General features: G+C 70.6%; 18 protein-coding genes and 1 pseudogene. 15 read left to right on the top strand and 4 right to left on the bottom strand.

The window, feature by feature from the left end; all coding sequences use genetic code 11:
- Positions 1–2 precede the first annotated feature (2 nt).
- Complete coding sequence (locus V1457_RS16980) at positions 3–647, top strand: HIT domain-containing protein (protein ID WP_200069935.1); 645 nt, start codon at positions 3–5, stop codon at positions 645–647.
- A 55-nt stretch (positions 648–702) separates the two neighbouring features.
- Here V1457_RS16980 and V1457_RS16985 read toward each other — a convergent pair whose 3' ends face one another.
- Both V1457_RS16985 and V1457_RS16990 read right to left on the bottom strand, forming a co-directional pair.
- Entirely contained in the window at positions 703–1,428 is a 726-nt protein-coding gene (locus V1457_RS16985) for an SDR family NAD(P)-dependent oxidoreductase (protein WP_200069848.1), read from the bottom strand.
- Between the two features lie 128 nt (positions 1,429–1,556).
- Entirely contained in the window at positions 1,557–2,099 is a 543-nt protein-coding gene (locus V1457_RS16990; protein WP_200069847.1) for a YceI family protein, read from the bottom strand.
- Positions 2,100–2,299: 200 nt separating this feature from the next.
- Between V1457_RS16990 and pgsA the strand changes: the two genes are divergently transcribed.
- Both pgsA and V1457_RS17000 read left to right on the top strand, forming a co-directional pair.
- The gene (pgsA, locus tag V1457_RS16995) at positions 2,300–2,893 is read left to right on the top strand and encodes a phosphatidylinositol phosphate synthase (RefSeq protein WP_338605012.1); all 594 of its coding nucleotides are present in this window, start codon (positions 2,300–2,302) and stop codon (positions 2,891–2,893) included.
- Positions 2,894–3,048: 155 nt separating this feature from the next.
- Complete coding sequence (locus V1457_RS17000) at positions 3,049–3,483, top strand: hypothetical protein (protein WP_295145706.1); 435 nt, start codon at positions 3,049–3,051, stop codon at positions 3,481–3,483.
- A gap of 37 nt (positions 3,484–3,520) precedes the next feature.
- Here V1457_RS17000 and V1457_RS17005 read toward each other — a convergent pair whose 3' ends face one another.
- Entirely contained in the window at positions 3,521–5,593 is a 2,073-nt protein-coding gene (locus V1457_RS17005) for an elongation factor G-like protein EF-G2 (protein ID WP_338595551.1), read from the bottom strand.
- A 236-nt stretch (positions 5,594–5,829) separates the two neighbouring features.
- On the opposite strand from V1457_RS17005, the gene pdxS reads away from it, so the two are divergent.
- The 12 genes and pseudogenes from pdxS to V1457_RS17065 all read left to right on the top strand — a co-directional run bounded on the left by pdxS (position 5,830) and on the right by V1457_RS17065 (position 18,844).
- On the top strand, positions 5,830–6,735 hold the full coding sequence (gene pdxS, locus V1457_RS17010; RefSeq protein ID WP_200069844.1) for a pyridoxal 5'-phosphate synthase lyase subunit PdxS: 906 nt from the start codon (positions 5,830–5,832) through the stop codon (positions 6,733–6,735).
- 41 nt (positions 6,736–6,776) lie between these two features.
- The gene (pdxT, locus tag V1457_RS17015) at positions 6,777–7,436 is read left to right on the top strand and encodes a pyridoxal 5'-phosphate synthase glutaminase subunit PdxT (protein WP_338595553.1); all 660 of its coding nucleotides are present in this window, start codon (positions 6,777–6,779) and stop codon (positions 7,434–7,436) included.
- Positions 7,437–7,480: 44 nt separating this feature from the next.
- The gene (locus V1457_RS17020; protein ID WP_200069842.1) at positions 7,481–8,230 is read left to right on the top strand and encodes a YebC/PmpR family DNA-binding transcriptional regulator; all 750 of its coding nucleotides are present in this window, start codon (positions 7,481–7,483) and stop codon (positions 8,228–8,230) included.
- 155 nt (positions 8,231–8,385) lie between these two features.
- The gene (locus V1457_RS17025; protein ID WP_200069933.1) at positions 8,386–8,892 is read left to right on the top strand and encodes a DUF4262 domain-containing protein; all 507 of its coding nucleotides are present in this window, start codon (positions 8,386–8,388) and stop codon (positions 8,890–8,892) included.
- Between the two features lie 194 nt (positions 8,893–9,086).
- Positions 9,087–9,644: pseudogene (gene ruvC, locus V1457_RS17030) on the top strand (crossover junction endodeoxyribonuclease RuvC); the annotation flags it as partial.
- Positions 9,645–10,051: 407 nt separating this feature from the next.
- Positions 10,052–10,651: a Holliday junction branch migration protein RuvA gene (ruvA, locus tag V1457_RS17035; protein WP_338595555.1), complete on the top strand. Its 600-nt coding sequence runs from the start codon at positions 10,052–10,054 to the stop codon at positions 10,649–10,651.
- A gap of 46 nt (positions 10,652–10,697) precedes the next feature.
- On the top strand, positions 10,698–11,774 hold the full coding sequence (gene ruvB, locus V1457_RS17040) for a Holliday junction branch migration DNA helicase RuvB (protein ID WP_200069840.1): 1,077 nt from the start codon (positions 10,698–10,700) through the stop codon (positions 11,772–11,774).
- Positions 11,775–12,125: 351 nt separating this feature from the next.
- Entirely contained in the window at positions 12,126–12,608 is a 483-nt protein-coding gene (gene yajC / locus V1457_RS17045; protein WP_338595557.1) for a preprotein translocase subunit YajC, read from the top strand.
- 380 nt (positions 12,609–12,988) lie between these two features.
- Positions 12,989–14,575 (top strand): protein translocase subunit SecD, encoded by a 1,587-nt coding sequence (gene secD / locus V1457_RS17050; RefSeq protein WP_200069838.1) that lies wholly within the window; start codon positions 12,989–12,991, stop codon positions 14,573–14,575.
- Entirely contained in the window at positions 14,572–15,807 is a 1,236-nt protein-coding gene (secF, locus tag V1457_RS17055) for a protein translocase subunit SecF (RefSeq protein ID WP_295142964.1), read from the top strand. The genes secD and secF overlap by 4 nt, the downstream gene beginning before the upstream one ends.
- Positions 15,804–16,346, top strand: coding sequence for an adenine phosphoribosyltransferase (locus V1457_RS17060; protein ID WP_200069836.1), 543 nt, complete (start codon positions 15,804–15,806; stop codon positions 16,344–16,346). Before secF ends, V1457_RS17060 begins: the two co-directional genes overlap by 4 nt.
- A gap of 188 nt (positions 16,347–16,534) precedes the next feature.
- Complete coding sequence (locus V1457_RS17065; RefSeq protein ID WP_200069835.1) at positions 16,535–18,844, top strand: bifunctional (p)ppGpp synthetase/guanosine-3',5'-bis(diphosphate) 3'-pyrophosphohydrolase; 2,310 nt, start codon at positions 16,535–16,537, stop codon at positions 18,842–18,844.
- A 79-nt stretch (positions 18,845–18,923) separates the two neighbouring features.
- On the opposite strand, the gene V1457_RS17070 is transcribed toward V1457_RS17065, so the two are convergent.
- Complete coding sequence (locus tag V1457_RS17070; RefSeq protein ID WP_200069834.1) at positions 18,924–19,697, bottom strand: peptidylprolyl isomerase; 774 nt, start codon at positions 19,695–19,697, stop codon at positions 18,924–18,926.
- Between the last annotated feature and the right edge of the window lie 184 nt (positions 19,698–19,881).

Genomic DNA, 19,881 nt, shown 5'->3' on the forward strand with positions numbered 1-19,881 from the left:
GGATGAGCGGCGAGACTTCCGCGGGCGGCCCGCGCGGCGAAGGTGGTCCGCCCGAGGACACCGGTTCGCTCGACGACACCGGTGTCCAGTTCTCCGAGCAGCAGGGCATCGGTATCCCGGACGCGCTGCAGCGGCTGTGGACGCCGCACCGGCTGGCCTACATCCAGGGCGAGAACAAGCCGGCGGGCGAGACCAGCGAGGGTTGCCCGTTCTGCGGGCTGCTCGATTCGGGCCTGCCGGACGACGAGACGCTGATCGTGGCCCGTGACGAGCTCGTCTTCGCGATCCTGAACCTGTACCCGTACAACCCGGGGCACCTGATGGTGCTGCCGTACCGGCACGTCGCCGACTACACGGATCTCACCGTCGAGGAGACGGCCGCGGTCGCGGCGTTCACCCAGCAGGCGATGCGGGTGATCCGCGGGGTTTCCGCGCCGCACGGGTTCAACATCGGGCTCAACCAGGGTCCTGTGGCCGGCGCGGGGATCGCTGCGCACCTGCACCAGCACGTGGTGCCGCGCTGGGGCGGCGACTCGAACTTCATGCCGGTCATCGGGCACACCAAGGTTCTGCCGCAGCTGCTCGGCGACACCCGCAAGCTGCTGGCCGACGCCTGGAACTCCGGAAGCGGCGAACTGCTGAACTGACGCGAAAGGCCGAGAACGCGCACGAGCGTTCCCGGCCTTTTCGCTTTCCGGCGCATCAGCGCGTGGTGCGGGCGCCGCCGTTCGGATTGATGACCTGGCCGGTGATGAACCGCGCATCCGCGGACGCGAGGAAGTGCACCGCCCCGGCGATCTCGTCCGGAAAGCCGTGCCGTCCCAGCGCGGTCAGCGAGATGAGGTGGTCGTGGCGCTCCTGCGAGACCCCGCTGCCGAAGAACTCGGTGTCCGGGATGTACCCGGGAGCCACCACGTTGGACGTGATGTCGCGCGGCCCGAGCTGCTTGGACAGGCCGACGCTGTAGGACGCCAGCGCCGCCTTGGCGCTGCCGTACGCACCGCTGCCCTGATCGGCTCCGACCGACCCGATGTGCACCACGGCGCCACCGCTCGCGAGCTTGTCGTCGCAGGCCTCGGTCATCAGCGCAGCGGTGATGAGGTTCGCGTCGATGTTGGCCCGCCAGCGGTGCAGGCTGCCCTTCAGCCCGCCGCCCGCCGGCTCGCGGAAGTCGGTGTTCCCGCCCGCGTTGTTGACCAGCACGTCCACTTCGCCGTCGATGCGCGCCACCGCGCTTTCGACGGCGTCCGGGTCGATCCCGTCGCACGGCAGCGCGTGCGCATCGCCGCCGAGCTCGCGGGCGGTGCGCTCCAGCACCTCGGTCCGGCGCCCGGTGATGTAGACGCGGTCGGAGTCCTGGACGAATCGTGCCGCGATGGCGCGCCCCAGTCCGCTACCACCACCGGTCACGAGGACTGTCCTGCTCACTAAGCACTCCAAATCTGTTCAGAACCGGGCGATCTGTTGAGAATCGGGCAAATCTGTTCAGAACCGGACATCGGGTGCTCGCGGCGGCCGAGAGCGCACCCCGCGTTCTCGGCCGCCGCGGTTTCCGCTCACTGGGAGCGGAGGTTGGCCTCGATCTCCAGGGTGATCTTGACCTTCTCGCCCAGCATGGCGCCGCCTTCCGGGCCGACGCCGAAGTCGGTGCGGTTGATCGTGGTGGCCGCCGAGATGCCCAGCAGCGTCCCGCCCTGGCCGTCGTCGGTGAACCCGCCCAGCTCGGCCTGCAGCGCGACCGGCTTGGTCACGCCGTGCAGGGTGAACTCACCGTCGATGATGTACTCGTCGCCGTCCTGGCGGATGCCGGTGGAGCGGAACCCGGCCTTCGGGTGGGTTTCGACGTCGAGGAAGTCGCTGCCGCGCACGTGCGCGTCGCGGTCGGCGTTGCCGGTGTTGATCGTGGCGGGGTCGATGTCCGCGGTCACCGTGGAGTCCAGCGGGTTCTCCGCGATGACGATCTCGCCGCGGAAGCCGTCGAACCGGCCGCGGGACCGGCCGACGCCGAGATGGCGCAGCGCGAACTCGACGTCGGAGTGCACGCTGTCGATGTCGTAGGTGCCGACGGCGTAGCCGGGGATCTGGGCGGCAGAGCTCATGAGTCCTCCTCGGGGGGATCCGGAGTACGTTCCGGTTGGCCCAACGCCGATGGCGGCCCGGGCATTCCCGGTGTGCGGCCGATCACTTCGGGTGCCGCTGCGGCCGCCTGGTTGCGCGCCGCTGCGATCAAGGCGGCTAATCTCGGAGTGCACCAGGCGGTGCGATGGACACGGTGGACGAGGCAGCGGCAGTACAGGCGATGCTCAACATATTCGCGCGGAGCTCGGTTTCCCGGTGGACTGATCCGGTCGGCGCCGGGCTCGTCCGGCTGGGGCTCTCGCCGAACGTCGTGACGGTGCTGGGGACTTCCGCCAGCGTCGCTTCCGCGCTGTGGTTCTTCCCCCGCGGCCGGTTGTTCCTCGGAACCGTCGTGGTCGCGGTGTTCCTGCTGTTCGACGTGCTCGACGGCGCGATGGCCCGCGCGGGCGGCAAGGCCAGCACCTTCGGCGGCGTGCTCGACGCCAGCTGCGACCGGATCGCCGACGGAGCGCTGTTCGGCTCGCTGGTGTGGTGGGCGCTGGTGGTCGACGGCGACCGGCCGCTCGGAGCGGGGCTGCTGCTGTGCCTGGTGTGCGCGCAGGTGATCTCGTACGTGAAGGCCCGCGCGGAGGCGAACGGGCTGCGCGCGAACGGCGGGCTGGCCGAGCGGGCGGAGCGGTTCCTGTTCGTCCTGATCGGCACCGGACTGCACGGCCTTGGCGTGCCGTACGTGCTCGACATCGCGGTGTGGGCGCTGGCGGTGCTCTCGATCGTCACGGTCGTGCAGCGCCTCGCCATCGCCGCGCGCGCTTGAACCTCGCCCTCGCGCTCCAGTTTCTTCGCTGCCGGACCACGTGAAGTGCCGTTCGCGCGTTGCTGTTCGGCCGGTCGGCCTGGGGGAGGTTCCTGGGTTCGCTGTCGTAGGCTCGCACCGGTTTCAGCAGCGGCGATCCGGAGGTGGGCAGCTCAATGGCCGTGCAGGACGACGTGCGTTTCGACGTGCACATCTGGGCGTGGGCGAACGGAGCGTTCGACTGGTTCCCGCTCGCGTCCGGGATCGACGCCGAGGCGGCCGAGGTGCTGCGCAAGACCGCGCTCTGGGACCTGGACATCGCCGAGGCCGAGACCCGGTCCAAAACCGAGTCGGAGACCGCGGCCGCGAGCGCCCCGCCGGTGACCTTCCCGCTCACCGAAGCCGGCGAGTACGCCGTCTGGATGCGCTACCCGTCCGCTGGCGGCAAGGTCCCGTGGGGCTTGATCGCCGACCACCTGACTCCGGAGCAGACTCGCGCTTACACCGGCAATCCGCGGATCCAGCTCAACGTCCAACCGGCCGCGGACCGTTCGGAGCCGTCTCCCGCCGAAGCAGCGGAAACAGCCGAAACCGACGATCCGGCGGACTAGCACCTCGCACGATTCGCCGGGCGTGCTCGCGCGCCGATCAAGGCGTCGGCATCGGGTCGTAGCGTTCGAAGTGGCGGGTGAACGACGCGCTGCCGGAACTCAGCGAGCGGACGTTGATGGTGTAGCGGGTCAGCTCGCTGGACGGGACGTGCGCGTGCACCACGGTCCAGCCGGTGTCCTCCGGCTCGGTGCCGACGACCTTCCCGCGGCGGCTGGACAGATCGCCGAGGATCGCGCCCAAGTGGTCGTCCGGGATGTAGACCGCGACCGCGTCCACCGGCTCCAGCGTGACCAGTCCGGCCTGCTCGGCGGCGGCGCGCAGCGCCAGCGAACCGGCGGTCTGGAACGCGGCGTCGGAGGAATCCACGCTGTGCGCTTTGCCGTCGACGAGCGTGATCCGCAGGTCGACCAGCGGGCGGCCCTCTTCCAACCCGCGCTCGACCTGCGCGCGAACGCCCTTCTCCACGCTGGTGATGAACTGCTTGGGGATCGCACCGCCCACGACGCGGTCCAGGAACTCGATGCCGGAGCCGCGCGGCAACGGCTCGACCTCGATGTCGCACACCGCGTACTGGCCGTGCCCGCCGGACTGCTTCACGTGCTTGCCGTGGCCCTTCGCCGCCTGCCCGAAGGTCTGCCGCAGCGCCACCCGCACCGGTTCGGTGTCGACCTCCGCGCCGCCTTCGCGCAGCCGTTGCAGCATCACGTCCGCGTGCGCCTCGCCCATGCACCACAGCACCAGTTGGTGCGTTTCGGTGTCGCGCTCCAAGCGCAGGCTCGGGTCCGCGGCGACGAGCCGATTCAGGTTGCGCGCCAAGGCATTCTCGTCGTTGCGGGTGCGTGCGGTGACCGCGACGGGCAGCAGTGGTTCCGGCATCGGCCACGGCGACATCAGCAACGGGTCGGCCGGATCCGACAGCGTGTCGCCCGTTTCGGCCGAGCCGACCTTCGTCAACGCGCACAGATCACCCGCCACGCACCGCGGCACTTCGCGCAATCCCGAGCCCAGCGGCGAATACACGTGCGCAACCCGCTCGTCCTCGTCGTGGTCCGGGTGGCCGCGCTCGGCCATGCCGTGCCCGGAAACGTGCACCGGCCGTTCCGCGAGCAACGTGCCGGAGAAGACCCGCGCCAGCGACACGCGGCCCACGTAGGCGTCCACCGCGGTGTGCACGACCTCGGCGGCCAGCGGTCCGGACGGGTCCGGTCCGAGCCGCCGCGGATGGGCCCCGCGCGGGTCGGTGAACTCCGGGGGAGGGTGTTCGAGCGGAGAGGGGAACCCGCGCACGATGCCGTCCAGCAGCTCCGGCAGACCGACTCCCGTCGCGGTGCACACCGGCAGCACCGGGTGCAGGCCGCCGCGGGAGACCGCGGCCTCCAAGTCCGCGATCAGCGTGGGCTCGTCGATGTGCTCGCCTTCGAGGTAGCGCTCCATCAGCGACTCGTCCTCGCTCTCGGCGATGATCGCCTCGATCAGCTCGGCCCGCTCCCGCTCGACTTCCCGGGGCGAGCCGGTGCCGGACGTCGTCCCGGTGAGCACGCCGGTCAGGCCGGTGGCCGAGCCGTCCGCACCGCGCAGCGGCAGGTACAGCGGCAGCACACCGGCCCCGAACGCTTCCCGGCAGGACTCCAGCGCGGCCTCGGCGTCGGCGCGGTGCTGGTCCAGCCGGGACAGCACCACGGCGCGCGGCATCTCGACCTGCGCGCACTCGTGCCAGATCGCTCTGGTCGCCGCATCGACCCCCTCCGCGGCGGCGATCACGAACAATGCCGCGTCGGCGGCGCGCAACCCGGCCCGCAGCTCGCCGACGAAATCCGCGTAACCGGGCGTATCGATGAAGTTGATCTTGCATTCGCCGTGTTGCGCGGGCGCGACCGACAAGGCCACCGAACGCTGCTGCTCGATGGCCGCGCTGTCGTGGTCGCAGACCGTGGTGCCCTCCACTACCGAGCCGTTGCGCCCGATCGTGCCGGTGTGCGCCAGCAGCGCTTCGGCCAGCGTGGTCTTGCCGGATGCGGACGGGCCGACCAGCACCACGTTGCGGATCGAAGCGGGATCGGTGGGAGCCGGTGCGGCCTGCACTCCCGCGGCGCTCTGCTTGCTGCTCATCGCTGCCCCCTCACGACTCGGGTATGTGTCTCCGATCACACACCCGAGTGAGGGCGCGTGCAAGGTCGCTCACCACCGGCGATGCCCCGGCCGGGGAGAAGTGGACTACTGGGAAAGGCCATTAGTGGACCGTGGGAAAGGTCCAGTTGCCGCCTACCGTCGGACCGGGGACGGCCGTGCGGGCTTCCGGCCATCGCGGCTCGCCCGAACCCCGCAACCACTAGGGAAGGAACACGTTGACCGACACCGCAGCCACCGCGCAGGCCACCGGCACCGAAGGCGTGAAGCGGGGCATGGCCGAGATGCTCAAAGGCGGGGTGATCATGGACGTGGTGACCCCGGAGCAGGCGAAGATCGCCGAAGCCGCGGGTGCCGTGGCCGTCATGGCCCTGGAGCGGGTGCCCGCCGACATCCGGGCCCAGGGTGGTGTCGCCCGGATGTCCGACCCGGACATGATCCAAGGCATCGTCGAGTCCGTCTCCATCCCGGTGATGGCCAAGGCCCGCATCGGGCACTTCGTGGAAGCCCAGGTGCTGCAGTCGCTGGGCGTGGACTACATCGACGAGTCCGAGGTGCTGACCCCGGCCGACGAGGCGCTGCACATCGACAAGCAGCAGTTCACCGTGCCGTTCGTGTGCGGCGCGACCAACCTCGGCGAGGCGCTGCGGCGGCTGTCCGAAGGTGCGGCGATGATCCGTTCCAAGGGTGAGGCCGGCACCGGCAACGTCGTCGAGGCCACCCGGCACATGCGCTCCATCCGCGCCGAGATCCGCCGGTTGACGCAGCTCGACGCCGCGGAGCTGCACGAGGCCGCGAAGGAGCTGCGTGCGCCGTTCGCGCTGGTCCAGGAGGTGGCCGCGGCGGGCAAGCTGCCGGTGGTGCTGTTCACCGCCGGTGGCATCGCGACCCCGGCCGACGCGGCGATGATGCGCCAGCTCGGCGCGGAAGGCGTGTTCGTCGGCTCCGGGATCTTCAAGTCCGGCGACCCGGCCAAGCGGGCCGAGGCGATCGTCAAGGCCTGCACCTTCTACGACGACCCGGACGTGGTCGCCAAGGTCTCGCGCGGGCTCGGCGAGGCGATGGTCGGGCTGAACGTCGATTCGTTGCCCGAAGGCGAGCACTACGCGCAGCGCGGCTGGTGAGCGGCCCGGTCGAGTGATCACCTAGGAACGGAGACAGCGCGATGCCCGGGTGCGATAGCACGTCCGGCGCCTCGCCGGTGATCGGCGTCCTCGCCTTGCAAGGCGGCGTCGCCGAGCACCTGGCGGCGCTGGACCGCAGCGGCGCGGTGGCCAAGCCGATCCGCAGGCCCGAAGAGCTCGACGACGTGCACGGCGTGGTGTTGCCCGGCGGGGAATCCACCACCATGAGCAGGTTGTTGCACACCTTTGAACTGTTCGATCCGCTGCGGGAACGCTTGGCGGCCGGTCTTCCCGCCTACGGCTCGTGCGCGGGAATGGTGCTGCTGGCGGGCGAAGTCCTCGACCCGGGCGCGGACTCCGGGAAGGATCCGGCGGTCACGCCGTTCGGTGCGCTGGACGTCGCGGTGCGGCGCAACGCCTTCGGGCGGCAGGTCGATTCGTTCGAAGCGGAACTGGCCTTCACCGGCGTGGACGGGCCGGTCCACGCGGTGTTCATCCGCGCCCCATGGGTGGAGCGGGTCGGCCGAGCGGTGGACGTGCTCGCCGAGATCACCCCGCACGGCTCGGGCGTTGCCGGTGCCGCCGGTAGGATCGTCGCGGTTCAGCAGGGGCGCGTGCTCGCCACCAGCTTCCACCCGGAGCTGGTCCGCGGCGACGAGCGCGTGCACCGGCATTTCGTGCAGACCGTTCGCGCGGGCTGAGGCTCGTCGTCCGCCCGCGCGGTCGTGGAAAGACGGAGGAAACGATGAGCGGCCACTCCAAGTGGGCGACCACAAAGCACAAGAAGGCCGCCGTCGACGCCAAGCGCGGCAAGCTTTTCGCGAAGCTGATCAAGAACGTGGAGGTCGCCGCGCGGACCGGCGGGGGTGACCCGGAGGGCAATCCGACCCTCTACGACGCCATGCAGAAGGCCCGCAAGAACTCGGTGCCCACCGACAACATCGAGCGCGCGCGCAAGCGCGGAGCGGGCGAAGAAGCGGGTGGTGCCGACTGGCAGACCCTGATGTACGAGGGCTACGGCCCGAACGGGGTGGCGGTGCTGGTCGAGTGCCTCACCGACAACAAGAACCGCGCGGCGGGCGATGTGCGCACCGCGATGAACCGCAACGGCGGTTCGATGGCCGACGCAGGCTCGGTGTCGTACCTGTTCTCCCGCCGCGGCGTGCTGATCGTGCCGAAGAACGGCCTGACCGAGGACGACGTGCTGGGCGCGGTGCTGGAGGCGGGCGCCGAGGAGGTCAACGACCTCGGCGAGAGCTACGAGGTGCTGTGCCAGCCGACCGACCTGGTCGAGGTGCGCAAGGCGGTGCAGGCAGCCGAGATCGAGTACGACTCCTCGGAGCTGAGCTTCCTGGCATCGGTCAACGTGCCGCTGGACGCCGAAGGCGCGCGGAAGGTCTTCAAGCTGATCGATGCGTTGGAGGACTGCGACGACGTGCAGAACGTCTACGCGAACTTCGACGCGTCGGACGAGGTGATGGCCGAGGTCGGCTGACCCGGTTGCGGCCGCTGGAGGGCGCTCGGCTCTCCGGCGGTCCTCGGCGCTGGTTCAGGACGTACTTCGCTGATCGGTGACGCGGCACAGCGGCTCGTGCGCGTTCGGTCAAGGTCGCCCCCAGGGGCTCCCTCGGACGGGTGGTAGTCGGCAGAATGGCCGCCGTGGTCGAAACTGATGATCAGCTGCGCAGGTGGTTGGTGGACACCGCGGAGCAGCACGGCGCCGCGGTGCTGCACGTGGCGGCCGACGAAAGAGGGGCGTCGCACGCCTTCTCCGTCGGCGCGTGGCGGCGTTTCGGCAAGCCCGAGGTCGTCGTGATCGGCCTGCCGCGCGAAGTCGCGCACGCGGTGGTGAACAACTACGTGCAGCGGGTCGCCGCCCGCGAGCGGTTCGTGCCGGGGAAGCTCTACGCCGGGTTCCTGGAGGGCTGCCCGGTGACCTTCGAGCGGGTCGCCAAGGTGCACTACCCGGAGTACCTGGGCAGCGCTTTCACCGTGTACGGCGGCGCGGATTTCCCCGCGTTGCAGCTGGTCGCCGCGACGCCGGACGGCGCGTTCCCGTGGCAGGACGAGGCGCCGCAGGGCTTCGCCCAGTACCAGCCCGTGCTCACCGACAGCGGCCTGCCGGAATCCTGGACACCCGGCACCGACGGGCCCTGAGCCACCGGTTCCATCCGGTAGGGCGATCATCGGGTGTGTCGGACGCGGGCGAACCGGTCGTGACGCGTTAGAGTCTCGAACGAGTGTTCATGATCGTGTCGATGGCCGAGTTCGCCGGCGGGTCGGGCCCGCTGGCGGGCTGGGCCTGCTGACGGGTTCGGGCCTGCTGACGGGCCGTGCCGGAGGAGGGCGTCGTGCGCGTGCTGGGAGTCGACCCCGGGCTGACCCGGTGCGGGGTCGGGGTGGTCGACGGCGGGCGCAGCCGCAAGGCGTCCTGCGTCGCGGTCGGCGTGGTGCGCACCCCGGCGGAGGACGAACTTCCGGTGCGACTGCTGACCGTGTCCGAGGGCGTCGAGGAGTGGATCGACGCGCATCGTCCGGAGGTGGTGGCGATCGAGCGGGTCTTCAGCCAGCACAACGTGCGCACCGTGATGGGCACCGCGCAGGCCTCCGGAGTGATCGCGCTGGCCGCCGCCCGGCGCGGGCTGCCGGTCGTGTTCCACACCCCGAGCGAGGTGAAGGCCGCGATCAGCGGTTCCGGGCGCGCCGACAAGCGGCAGGTCACGCTCATGGTCACCAAAGTCCTCGGACTGGCCGAGCCGCCCAAGCCCGCTGATGCCGCGGACGCGCTCGCACTGGCCGTCTGCCACCTGTGGCGGGCGCCGATGAGCGCGAAGCTGGCCCAGGCCGAGGCCAAGGCGGCCGAGCTGGCCCGCGGTCACCGCAGGCGGCTGCAGGACGCGAAGCGGAGCGGGAAGGCCCAGCCGCGGCAGGAACCGCAGCAGCGCCGGGAGACCCAGCAGCGCGAAAAAACCCAGCAGCGCCGGGAAACCCAGCAGCGCCAGGCGATTGCGCCGCGCCAGGAGACCCGGCCACGACACGAGCCGCAGCCGGGGCAGGAGGCCGAGACCCGGTCCGGGCAGGATGCGCCGGCGGACCAGGAGTCCCGGCCGCTTCAGGAGTCGCAGCAGCAGGAGTCGCAGCAGCGCCGGGAATCCTTACCCCGCCAGAGCGCCGCGCCCCGCCGGGACTCCCAGCGGCAGCAGGACTCCCATCAACAGCACGATTCCGAACAACAGCACGACTTCCACCAGCAGCAGGACTTTCAGCAACCCCGGGACGTGCAAGGTTCCGCGGCCGGAACAGGAGAACCGACAGGATGATCGCTTCGCTGCGGGGACCGGTGCTCTCGGTCGGGCTGGACCACGCCGTGGTCGAAGTCGGCGGCGTCGGCTACGCGGTGCACGCCACCCCCGCCACGCTGGCCGGGCTGCGCCGCGGCGAGGAGGTGCGGCTGTCGACCTCGCTGATCGTGCGGGAGGACTCGCTGACGCTGTACGGGTTCGCCGACGCCGAGGCTCGAGACCTGTTCGGGCTGCTGCAGACCGCGTCCGGTGTCGGTCCGCGGCTGGCGCTGGCGGCGTTGGCGGTGCTGTCGCCGGAGCAGCTCTCGGACGCGCTCGCCGACGGCAACCTCACAGTGCTCACCCAGGTCCCGGGCATCGGCAAGAAGAGCGCCGAGCGCCTGGTCCTGGAGCTGCGGGACAAGGTGGGCGCGGTGGCCCCCGCATCGACCGAGAACGCGGGCGGTGCCGGGCAGGGCCGATTGCGCTCCGAGGTCACCGAGGCGCTGGTCGGGCTCGGCTTCTCGGCCAAGCAGGCGGACCAGAGCGTCGAGTCGGTGCTCGCCGCGGACGGCGCCGCCGCCGACACCTCGGCGGTGCTGCGCAAGGCGCTGGCCGAACTGGGGCCGAAGTGATGCCGGGGCCGGGCGCGCGGCCGCGGCCGACGGTGCGGGCGGACTGATGCACGAGGACGAAACCCCTGGCAGCGCGCCCGGCGAAGGGCCGCTGACCCCGCACCAAGAACCCACCGAACGCGATCTCGAAACGACCTTGCGGCCGCGCAAGCTCGACGAGTTCGTCGGCCAACCGCGGGTGCGCGAACAGCTCCAACTGGTGCTGCGCGGTGCGATCAACCGCGGCGAGCAGCCCGACCACGTGCTGTTCTCCGGTCCGCCGGGGCTGGGCAAGACCAGCCTCGCGATGATCATGGCCAGCGAGCTGGACGCCTCGATCCGGGTGACCTCCGGCCCGGCGCTGGAACGTCCCGGCGACCTCGCGGCGATGCTGTCCAACCTCGCCGAGGGCGACGTGCTGTTCATCGACGAGATCCACCGCATCGCCCGGCCCGCCGAGGAGATGCTGTACCTGGCGATGGAGGACTACCGGGTGGACGTGGTGGTCGGCAAAGGACCCGGCGCCACCAGCATCCCGCTGGAGATCGCTCCGTTCACGCTGGTCGGGGCCACCACCAGGTCCGGCACGCTGACCGGCCCGCTGCGCGACCGCTTCGGCTTCACCGCGCACATGGAGTTCTACTCGCCGGAGGAACTGGATCTGGTGGTGCGCCGATCCGCCGAGATCCTCGGCATCGACCTGCGCCCGGACGGTGCCACCGAGATCGCCGGCCGCTCGCGCGGCACTCCAAGGATCGCCAACCGGTTGCTGCGCCGGGTGCGCGACTACGCCGAGGTGCGCGCCGACGGCGCGGTGACGCACGAAGTCGCACGGGCCGCGCTGGAGGTCTACGACGTCGACGAACTCGGCCTGGACCGGCTCGACCGCGCCGTGCTCTCGGCCTTGGTCCGCTCGTTCCACGGCGGACCGGTCGGCGTCACCACGCTGGCGGTCGCGGTGGGCGAGGAGCCGAGCACGGTCGAGGAAGTCTGCGAGCCGTACCTGGTTCGTGCCGGAATGCTCGCCCGCACCCCGCGCGGCCGGATGGCCACGGTCGCGGCCTGGCAGCACGTCGGGCTGACGCCGCCGCAGAACGCCCCCGGTGAGACGCAGGCGGCGCTGTTCGACGCCGCCGAGGAATAGCCTGGTGACCTCCTGGGCGAACCGAGTCGCTGGGCACCGCTGACCGTCGAGATCGCGCTGCCCGGTTCGCCGGGAGCGCGCGCTGATCGGCGTCCGGCCGAGATCGACGGGCTGTGAAAGTTGCCACCCCGGCACCGGTATGCTCACGCCCGCTGACGACCCCGGTGGAGCTTGCCGCAACGCTCGCCATCTCGGCGGCTCCGCGTGCACGCGGTCGGTCGAGTCCGGCGATCCGCAGGCGGCGGCGTCCTGCTCGACGCGGCTGGCACACTGGTAACCGCACATCCGAACAATTCGGGCGCCCAGGTCGAGGGCCGGGCGGTTTCTGCGGCGCCCGCCGAACGGAGCATGATGGATCCTCAACTGTTGCTGCCCCTGCTGATCGTGCTGTTCGCGGTCATGTTCTACATGCAGATCCGCAGGCAGAAGAAGGCGAACCAGGAGCAGCAGAAGCTGCAGAACTCGCTGACCGCCGGAGACCGCGTGATGACCACGTCCGGCCTGTTCGGCACCGTGGTCTCGACCGCGGACAACAGCGTGGACCTGGAGATCTCGCCCGGCGTGGTCACCACCTGGCTGTCCGCCGCGATCCGGGAGAAGGTCGACACCGAGCAGGACTCCGACGGCGAGCAGGCCGCCGCGGACACGGCCGAGGACGACACCGCGGAGGCTTCCGAGGAGTCCAAGGCCGCCAAGACCGGCGAGGCCGAAAGCACCGAGTCCAAGACCGAGACTGCGAAGGCCGAGACCACCGAGTCCGAGACCGGCGAGGTCAAGACGACCGAGTCCGGGGCCGAGGTCGCCGAGCCGATCGAGAAGCAGAAGACCAGCTGAGGCGCTGCCCGGCACCGGGCGCACCGGTGCCGGGACGCACGCAACCCGCCTTCGGGCGGGTACTGGCGCGCTGCGGATGGGTGCGGGCTTCTCGAAGTCCCACCCGGTCCCGCGCGGTGCCGATCGAACCGGCCACTGCAATTCCACGGCAGTCACGAGCAATTCGGCGCACCGGCGTGGGCGAACCGTCTTCGCACGTCGTGCCGCCGCGCCCCCGGCGAACTCCGCCGCGGTGCCCGGCTGGCAGACTGAACGGGGAATTCACGCAGTTCCATCGGTGCGCGTGCACGTCTCGAAAGCGCGTACCGTGATCATCGGTCCCGTCGCGGCGCGGCGGAATCGATCGTGTTCGTAGACCGTGGACAGGAGACCGACGCACCGTGGCACCTCCGGCCGGGCAGCTCCGCCCAGGGCGTTATCTACTCATCTTCTTGCTGGTCGTCGGCGCGCTGTACTCGCTGGTGTTCCTGACCGGGGACCAGAAGCCGACGCCGAAGCTGGGCATCGACCTGCAGGGCGGCACTCGCGTGACGCTGACCGCGCGCACGCCCACCGGGCAGCCACCGCCCAAGGAATCCCTGGACCAGGCCCGCCAGATCATCGAGACGCGGGTCAACGGCATGGGCATCAGCGGCTCCGAGGTCAGCCAGGACGGCTCGAACCTGGTGATCACGGTGCCGGGCTCCGGTGGTGAGGACGCCAAGCAGCTCGGCCAGACCGCGGAACTGAACTTCCGCAAGGTCGCGCAGGCGGTCCCGAACACGCCCGCGCCGCCGCCCGGCGGGCCCGCGGGCACCACGCCGCAGGCCGCGCACGCGCAGCAGCAGCCGCCGCCGGGCGGTGAGCAGGCCGCCATCGAGGAGGCCAAGCGCACCCGGCAGAGCACCGACCCGGCCGTGCAGATGCAGGCGCTGCAAAGCCTGGACTGCAACGCCGAGGACCCGCTGCGCGGCAACGACGACCCCGCGCTCCCGCTGGTGGCCTGCGACCAGGCGAAGCAGCAGAAGTACGTGCTGGAGCCGGTCTTCCTGCCGGGCAAGGAAGTCGAGACCGCATCGGCGCAGCCCCCGGATCCGCAGGGCCAGGAGCCGGAATGGTCGGTCCAGGTGCAATTCAAGAGCGATGGCGCCAAGACCTGGGCGGACTTCACCTCCGCCAACATCGGCCAGCAGGCCGCGTTCGTGCTCGACGGCCAAGTCGTACAAGCGCCGAGGATCAATCAGGCGCTACTCGGTGGCAACGCCAAGATTACCGGCGGCTTCAACCAGCAGAGCGCGACCGACCTGGCCAACACGCTCAAGTACGGCTCGCTGCCGCTGGCCTTCGACCAGTCCGAGGCCGAGACGGTCTCGGCGACGCTCGGCGTGGCCTCGCTGGAAGCGGGCCTGATCGCGGGCGGCATCGGCCTGGCGCTGGTCGCGGTGTACTGCCTGGCCTACTACCGGCTGCTGGGGATCCTCACGATCCTTTCCCTGGTGCTGTCGGCGGGCATCGTCTACGCGGTGCTGGTGCTGCTCGGGCGGTGGATCGGGTTCACCCTCGACCTCGCCGGTGTCGCCGGTTTCATCGTGGCGATCGGCATCACGGCCGACTCGTTCATCGTCTTCTTCGAACGACTAAAGGACGAGGTCAGAGAGGGACGCACGTTCCGCTCCTCGGTGCCGCGCGCGTGGACCAGGGCCAAGCGCACGATCCTTTCCGCGGACGCGGTGAGCTTCCTGTCCGCCGCGGTGCTCTACGTGCTGGCGGTCGGCCAGGTGAAGGGCTTCGCGTTCACCCTCGGCATGTCGACCGTGCTGGACCTGGTCGTGGTGTTCCTGGTGACGCATCCGCTGGTGGCGATGGCCTCGAAGAACAAGTTCCTGTCCAAACCCTCGGTATCCGGTCTGGGCGCGGTGCAGCGCATGGCCGCGCAGCAGCGGCGCGACGCCCGCTCCCGGGGTGCTTCCACGGCTAAGGAGGCTTGACGGTGTCGACAAACAGCGACGTCGCCCGTCCCGAGGGCGTGCTGCACCGGCTCTACACCGGCACCGGCGCGTTCGACATCGTCGGCAAGCGCTCCCGCTGGTACATCGCGCTGGGCCTGCTGACGCTGGTGTGCATCGGCGCCATGGGGTTCAAGGGCTTCAACCTCGGCATCGACTTCGAGGGCGGCACCAAGATCCAGCTGCCCGCGGCCGGTGCGCAGGGCCCGATCTCCGAGGACCAGGTCCAGGACGCCTTCCGGGACGCGGTCGGGCGACCGGCCGAGACCGTGCAGATCGTCGGTGCGGGCGACAGCCAGTCCATCCAGGTGCGCAGCGAGTCGCTCTCGCCGGACCAGGTCTCCGCGGTCAAGCAGACCCTGTTCGAGCAGACCCGGCCGCTCGGTGACAACGGGCAGCCGAGCCCGCAGGCGGTCAGCGACAGCGCGGTCAGCGGCACCTGGGGCGGTGAGATCACCCAGCAGGCGCTGCTCGCGCTCGGCGTGTTCCTGGTGCTGGTGACGGTCTTCCTGGCGTTCTACTTCGAGAAGTGGATGGCGGTGGCGGCGCTGATCGCGCTGCTGCACGACGTGGTGGCGACCGCCGGGCTGTACTCGCTGATCGGCTTCGAGGTCACGCCGAGCACGGTGATCGGTCTGCTGACCATCCTCGGCTTCTCGCTCTACGACACCGTCGTGGTGTTCGACAAGGTCAAGGAGAACACCCGCGGCCTGCTCGGGCTGACCCGCCGGACCTATCCGGAGGCGGCGAACCTCGCGGTGAACCAGACCCTGATGCGCTCCATCAACACCTCGATCATCGCGCTGCTGCCGGTGCTCGGGCTGCTGGTGGTCGGCGCCGGGCTGCTCGGCGTCGGCGTGCTGCGGGACCTGGCGCTGGTGCAGCTGATCGGCATGCTGGCCGGCGTGATCTCGTCGATCTTCCTGGCCACGCCGCTGCTGGTGGACTTCAAGATGCGCGACCGCAAGTACCGCGCGCACGAGGCGAAGGTGTTCCAGCGCAGGCGCAAGGCCGCGGCGAAGGCCGCGGGCGAGGAGGAACCGGACGAGCCGGAGGAGCCCGCGCTGCAGGAGCGCGAGATGGCCGGTGCGAGCAGCACGGCCGCTGCCAAGGCGCCGACGCCCAGCGGCAAGAAGTCCGGTGGCGGTGGGCAGAACCGCCGTCGCCCGGGCGGCAAGTCCAGCCGTCCCAGCGGTAAGCGACGGCGTTCATGACCGAGGATGCCGTGCGGGTGGTTCACCCGGCGCTGCAGGACGCGGCGCGGCTGATCCGGGAGGTGCCGGACTTCCCGGAGCCGGGCGTGCTGTTCCGCGACATCAGCCCGCTGCTCGCGGACGGTCCCGCGCTGTCCGCGGTGGTCACCGCGCTCGCCGACGGATTCGAGTTCGACCTGGTCGCGGGCGTGGAGGCGCGCGGTTTCCTGGTGGGCGCGGCCGTCGCGCAGGCGCACGGCACCGGTGTGGTGGGGCTGCGCAAGCCGGGCAAGCTGCCGGAGGTCGCCGACCGGGTCGACTACACCTTGGAGTACGGCTCGGCCGGACTGGAACTTCCGGCCGATGCCGTGCGCCCCGGGCAGCGGGTGCTGGTCGTGGACGACGTGCTGGCCACCGGCGGTACGCTCAACGCGGCCTGCGAGCTGCTGCGCCGGGCCGGCGCGGAGGTGGCGGGCACGGCGGTCGTGCTGGAGCTGACCGCGTTGAACGGCCGCGCACGGCTCGACGGTGCCGGGGTGCACGCGCTGCTGGCCGTGTGACCGGCGGGACTGGGCTGATCGGTCCCGGTGAAGTCCGGGCGACGGTTCGCAGCCGAGAGTGACCGTTCGGCGGTTCGGGGGATGCCCTGGGAAGGTCCGTAGCCCGAACGGCGTTATTCTCGATGTCCGGGTCGTGACCGCCTCAAGATCCGGGTGCACGTTGTCCCCTCCATGCCCGGGAGCGCGCGGTGAGCCAAGACGTCGAGTCTCCTGCCCCTGCGGCCGAGCAGGCCCGCCCTGCCTCGGCCACTCGCAGAGTGCGCGCTCGCTTGGCCAGACGGATCACGGCGCAGCGCGCGGCGGAGGTAAAGCAGGTGCTGGAACCGCTGGCCGCGGTGCACCGCGAACTGCACCCGCAGGCGGACCTGGCGCTGCTGCAGCGCGCCTACGACATCGCCGAGGACAAGCACAGCGAGCAGCGCCGGAAGTCCGGCGACCCGTACATCACGCATCCGCTGGCGGTCGCGACCATCCTCGGTGAGCTGGGCATGGACACCACCACGCTGGTCGCGGCGCTGCTGCACGACACCGTGGAGGACACCGACTACTCGGTGGAGCGGCTCAGCGCGGACTTCGGCGACGAGGTGGCGCACCTGGTCGACGGCGTGACCAAGCTGGACAAGGTCAAGCTCGGCGCGGCCGCGGAGGCCGAGACCATCCGCAAGATGATCATCGCGATGGCCCGGGACCCCCGGGTGCTGGTGATCAAGCTGGCGGACCGGCTGCACAACATGCGCACGATGCGCTTCCTGCCGCCGGAGAAGCAGGCCCGCAAGGCGCGGGAGACGCTGGAAGTGCTGGCTCCGCTGGCGCACCGGCTGGGCATGGCCACGATCAAGTGGGAGCTGGAGGACCTGGCGTTCGCCATCCTGCAGCCGAAGAAGTACGACGAGATCGTGCGCCTGGTCGCCAACCGCGCGCCGTCCAGGGACACCTACCTGCGCACCGTGACCGACGAGCTCTCCGGCCAGCTCGACGCGGCGCGGCTGGCCGCGAAGGTCGAGGGGCGGCCGAAGCACTACTACTCGATCCACCAGAAGATGATCGTGCGGGGCCGCGACTTCGACGACATCCACGACCTGGTGGGCGTGCGCATCCTGGTGGACGAGGTGCGCGACTGCTACGCGGCGATGGGCGTGGTGCACGCGCTGTGGCAGCCGATGCCCGGCCGCTTCAAGGACTACATCGCCCAGCCCCGCTTCGGGGTGTACCAGTCGCTGCACACCACGGTGATCGGCCCGGAGGGCAAGCCGCTGGAAGTGCAGATCCGCACCCGCGAGATGCACCGCACCGCCGAGTACGGGATCGCCGCGCACTGGCGCTACAAGGAGACCAAGGGCCGCAACGGCACCGGCGTGCAGGGCGCCGTCGAGGTCGACGAGATGGCCTGGATGCGCCAGCTGCTGGACTGGCAGCGGGAGGCCGCCGACCCGGGCGAGTTCCTGGAGTCGCTGCGCTACGACCTCGCCACCCGCGAGATCTTCGTGTTCACGCCGAAGGGCGACGTGATCACGTTGCCGTCCGGGTCGACCCCGGTGGACTTCGCCTACACCGTGCACACCGAGGTCGGGCACCGCTGCATCGGTTCGCGGGTCAACGGCAGGCTGGTGGCGCTGGAGCGCAAGCTGGAGAACGGCGAGGTCGTCGAGATCTTCACCTCCAAGGCGGAGGGGTCCGGCCCGAGCCGGGACTGGCTGTCGTTCGTCGCATCGCCGCGCGCCAAGACCAAGATCAAGCAGTGGTTCGCGAAGGAGCGCCGCGAGGAGGCCATCGAGTCCGGCAAGGACGCGATCGCCAAGGAGATCCGCCGTCTCGGCCTCCCGGTGCAGCGGCTGGTCACCGCCGACTCGATCGCCGCGGTCGCGCGCGAGCTGCACTACGTGGACGTCACCGCGCTCTACGCCGCGGTGGGCGAGCGGCAGCTTTCCGCGCACCACCTGGTGCAGCGGCTGGTCGCCTCGCTCGGCGGCGTGGAGCAGGCCGAGGACGAGATCGCCGAACGCTCCACCCCGTCCACCCTGCAGCAGCGCCGCCGCAGCACCGGCGACTCCGGTGTGGTCGTGAAGGACGCTGGCGATGTGTGGTCGAAGCTGGCGCGCTGCTGCACGCCGGTGCCCGGTGACGAGATCCTCGGCTTCGTCACCCGCGGCGGCGGGGTCAGCGTGCACCGCACCGACTGCACCAACGCCGACGACCTGCGCAAATCGCCGGAGCGGCTGGTCGAGGTGTACTGGGCGCCGTCGTCCTCGTCGGTGTTCCTGGTCGCGATCCAGGTGGAGGCGCTGGATCGGCACCGGCTGCTTTCCGACGTCACGAAGGTGCTCGCGGACGAGCGGGTGAACATCCTTTCCGCCTCGGTGACCACGTCCAAGGACCGGGTGGCGGTCAGCCGCTTCTCGTTCGAGATGGGCGATCCGAAGCACCTCGGGCACGTGCTCAAGGCGGTGCGCAACATCGAGGGCGTCTACGACGTCTATCGGGTCACTTCGGCGACCTGAGCGGGCTGCGCAGCGCGAGGGGCCGCACAGCAAGACGGGCCGCGCTGTTTCGGCGCGGCCCGTCGTCGTTGCAGGTGCGTCAGGCGACCGCGGCGTCCTCGATGCGCACGGGCAGCTTCGGCTTGCCGTCGCCGGTGCCGCTTGCGTCACCGGCGCCCGCGACCTTGTCCACGGTCTGCAGACCGGGCTCGCCGACCGTGCCGAACGCGGTGTACTTCGGTGGCAGTTGTGAATCGCCGTAGACGACGAAGAACTGGCTGCCGTTGGTGTCCGGACCGGAGTTGGCCATCGCTAGCGTGCCGCGCGGGTACTTGGTGTCCGGACCGACCTCGTCCGGGAAGGAGTAGCCGGGGCCGCCGCTGCCAGTACCGCTCGGGTCGCCGCATTGCAGCACCTTCAAGCCCGCGGTGTTGGTCAGCCGGTGGCAGTCGGTGTTGTCGAAGTAGTCCGACTTCGCCAGGTGCGCGAAGTTGTTCGCCGCGCACGGGGCCTTCCCGTAGTCCAGCGTCACCGGGATCTCGCCCTGGCTGGTCTGCAGCGTCACGGCCTGCTTCTTCGGCGCGTCCGGCCCGGGCGGCTGCGGCGGCTGCACCGGTTTGGCCGGTGGCTCGCCGTTCGGGGTGTAAGCGCACGCCTTGTCCGCGGCAGGTGCCTGCTGCGGCGCGGGCGAGGCGGCGGGCTGCTCACCGCTGCCGCCGGTGAAGTAGAAGACGCCTGCGACCGCCAGGACGACCACGACCACGGTTGCACCGATGGCGATCACCCGGCGGCGTTTGGCCTGCTCGGCTCGCCGCGCCAGCTGGCGCTCGAGCTTGCGTTTGGCCGTCTGGCGCCGTTGCTCGTTGCTGGGCACCTGCTCCCTCCCAGGGGTCCGAAGAGATCGGGACGAGCCTGAGTTTATGGGGCGCCCGGTTCGCCGGATCGAGCAGACCGTGCGGCAGGATAATCTAGGCTGAACGGGCCACGTCCGCGCCCTCCGCCGCCGACCGCCGCCTCGCCGGTGATCCGCGCGCGGTGGCAGCCGTGGCCGCTGCTGT

Origin of the sequence: Saccharopolyspora sp. SCSIO 74807, assembly GCF_037023755.1 — a bacterium.
Lineage (GTDB): Bacteria > Actinomycetota > Actinomycetes > Mycobacteriales > Pseudonocardiaceae > Saccharopolyspora_C > Saccharopolyspora_C galaxeae.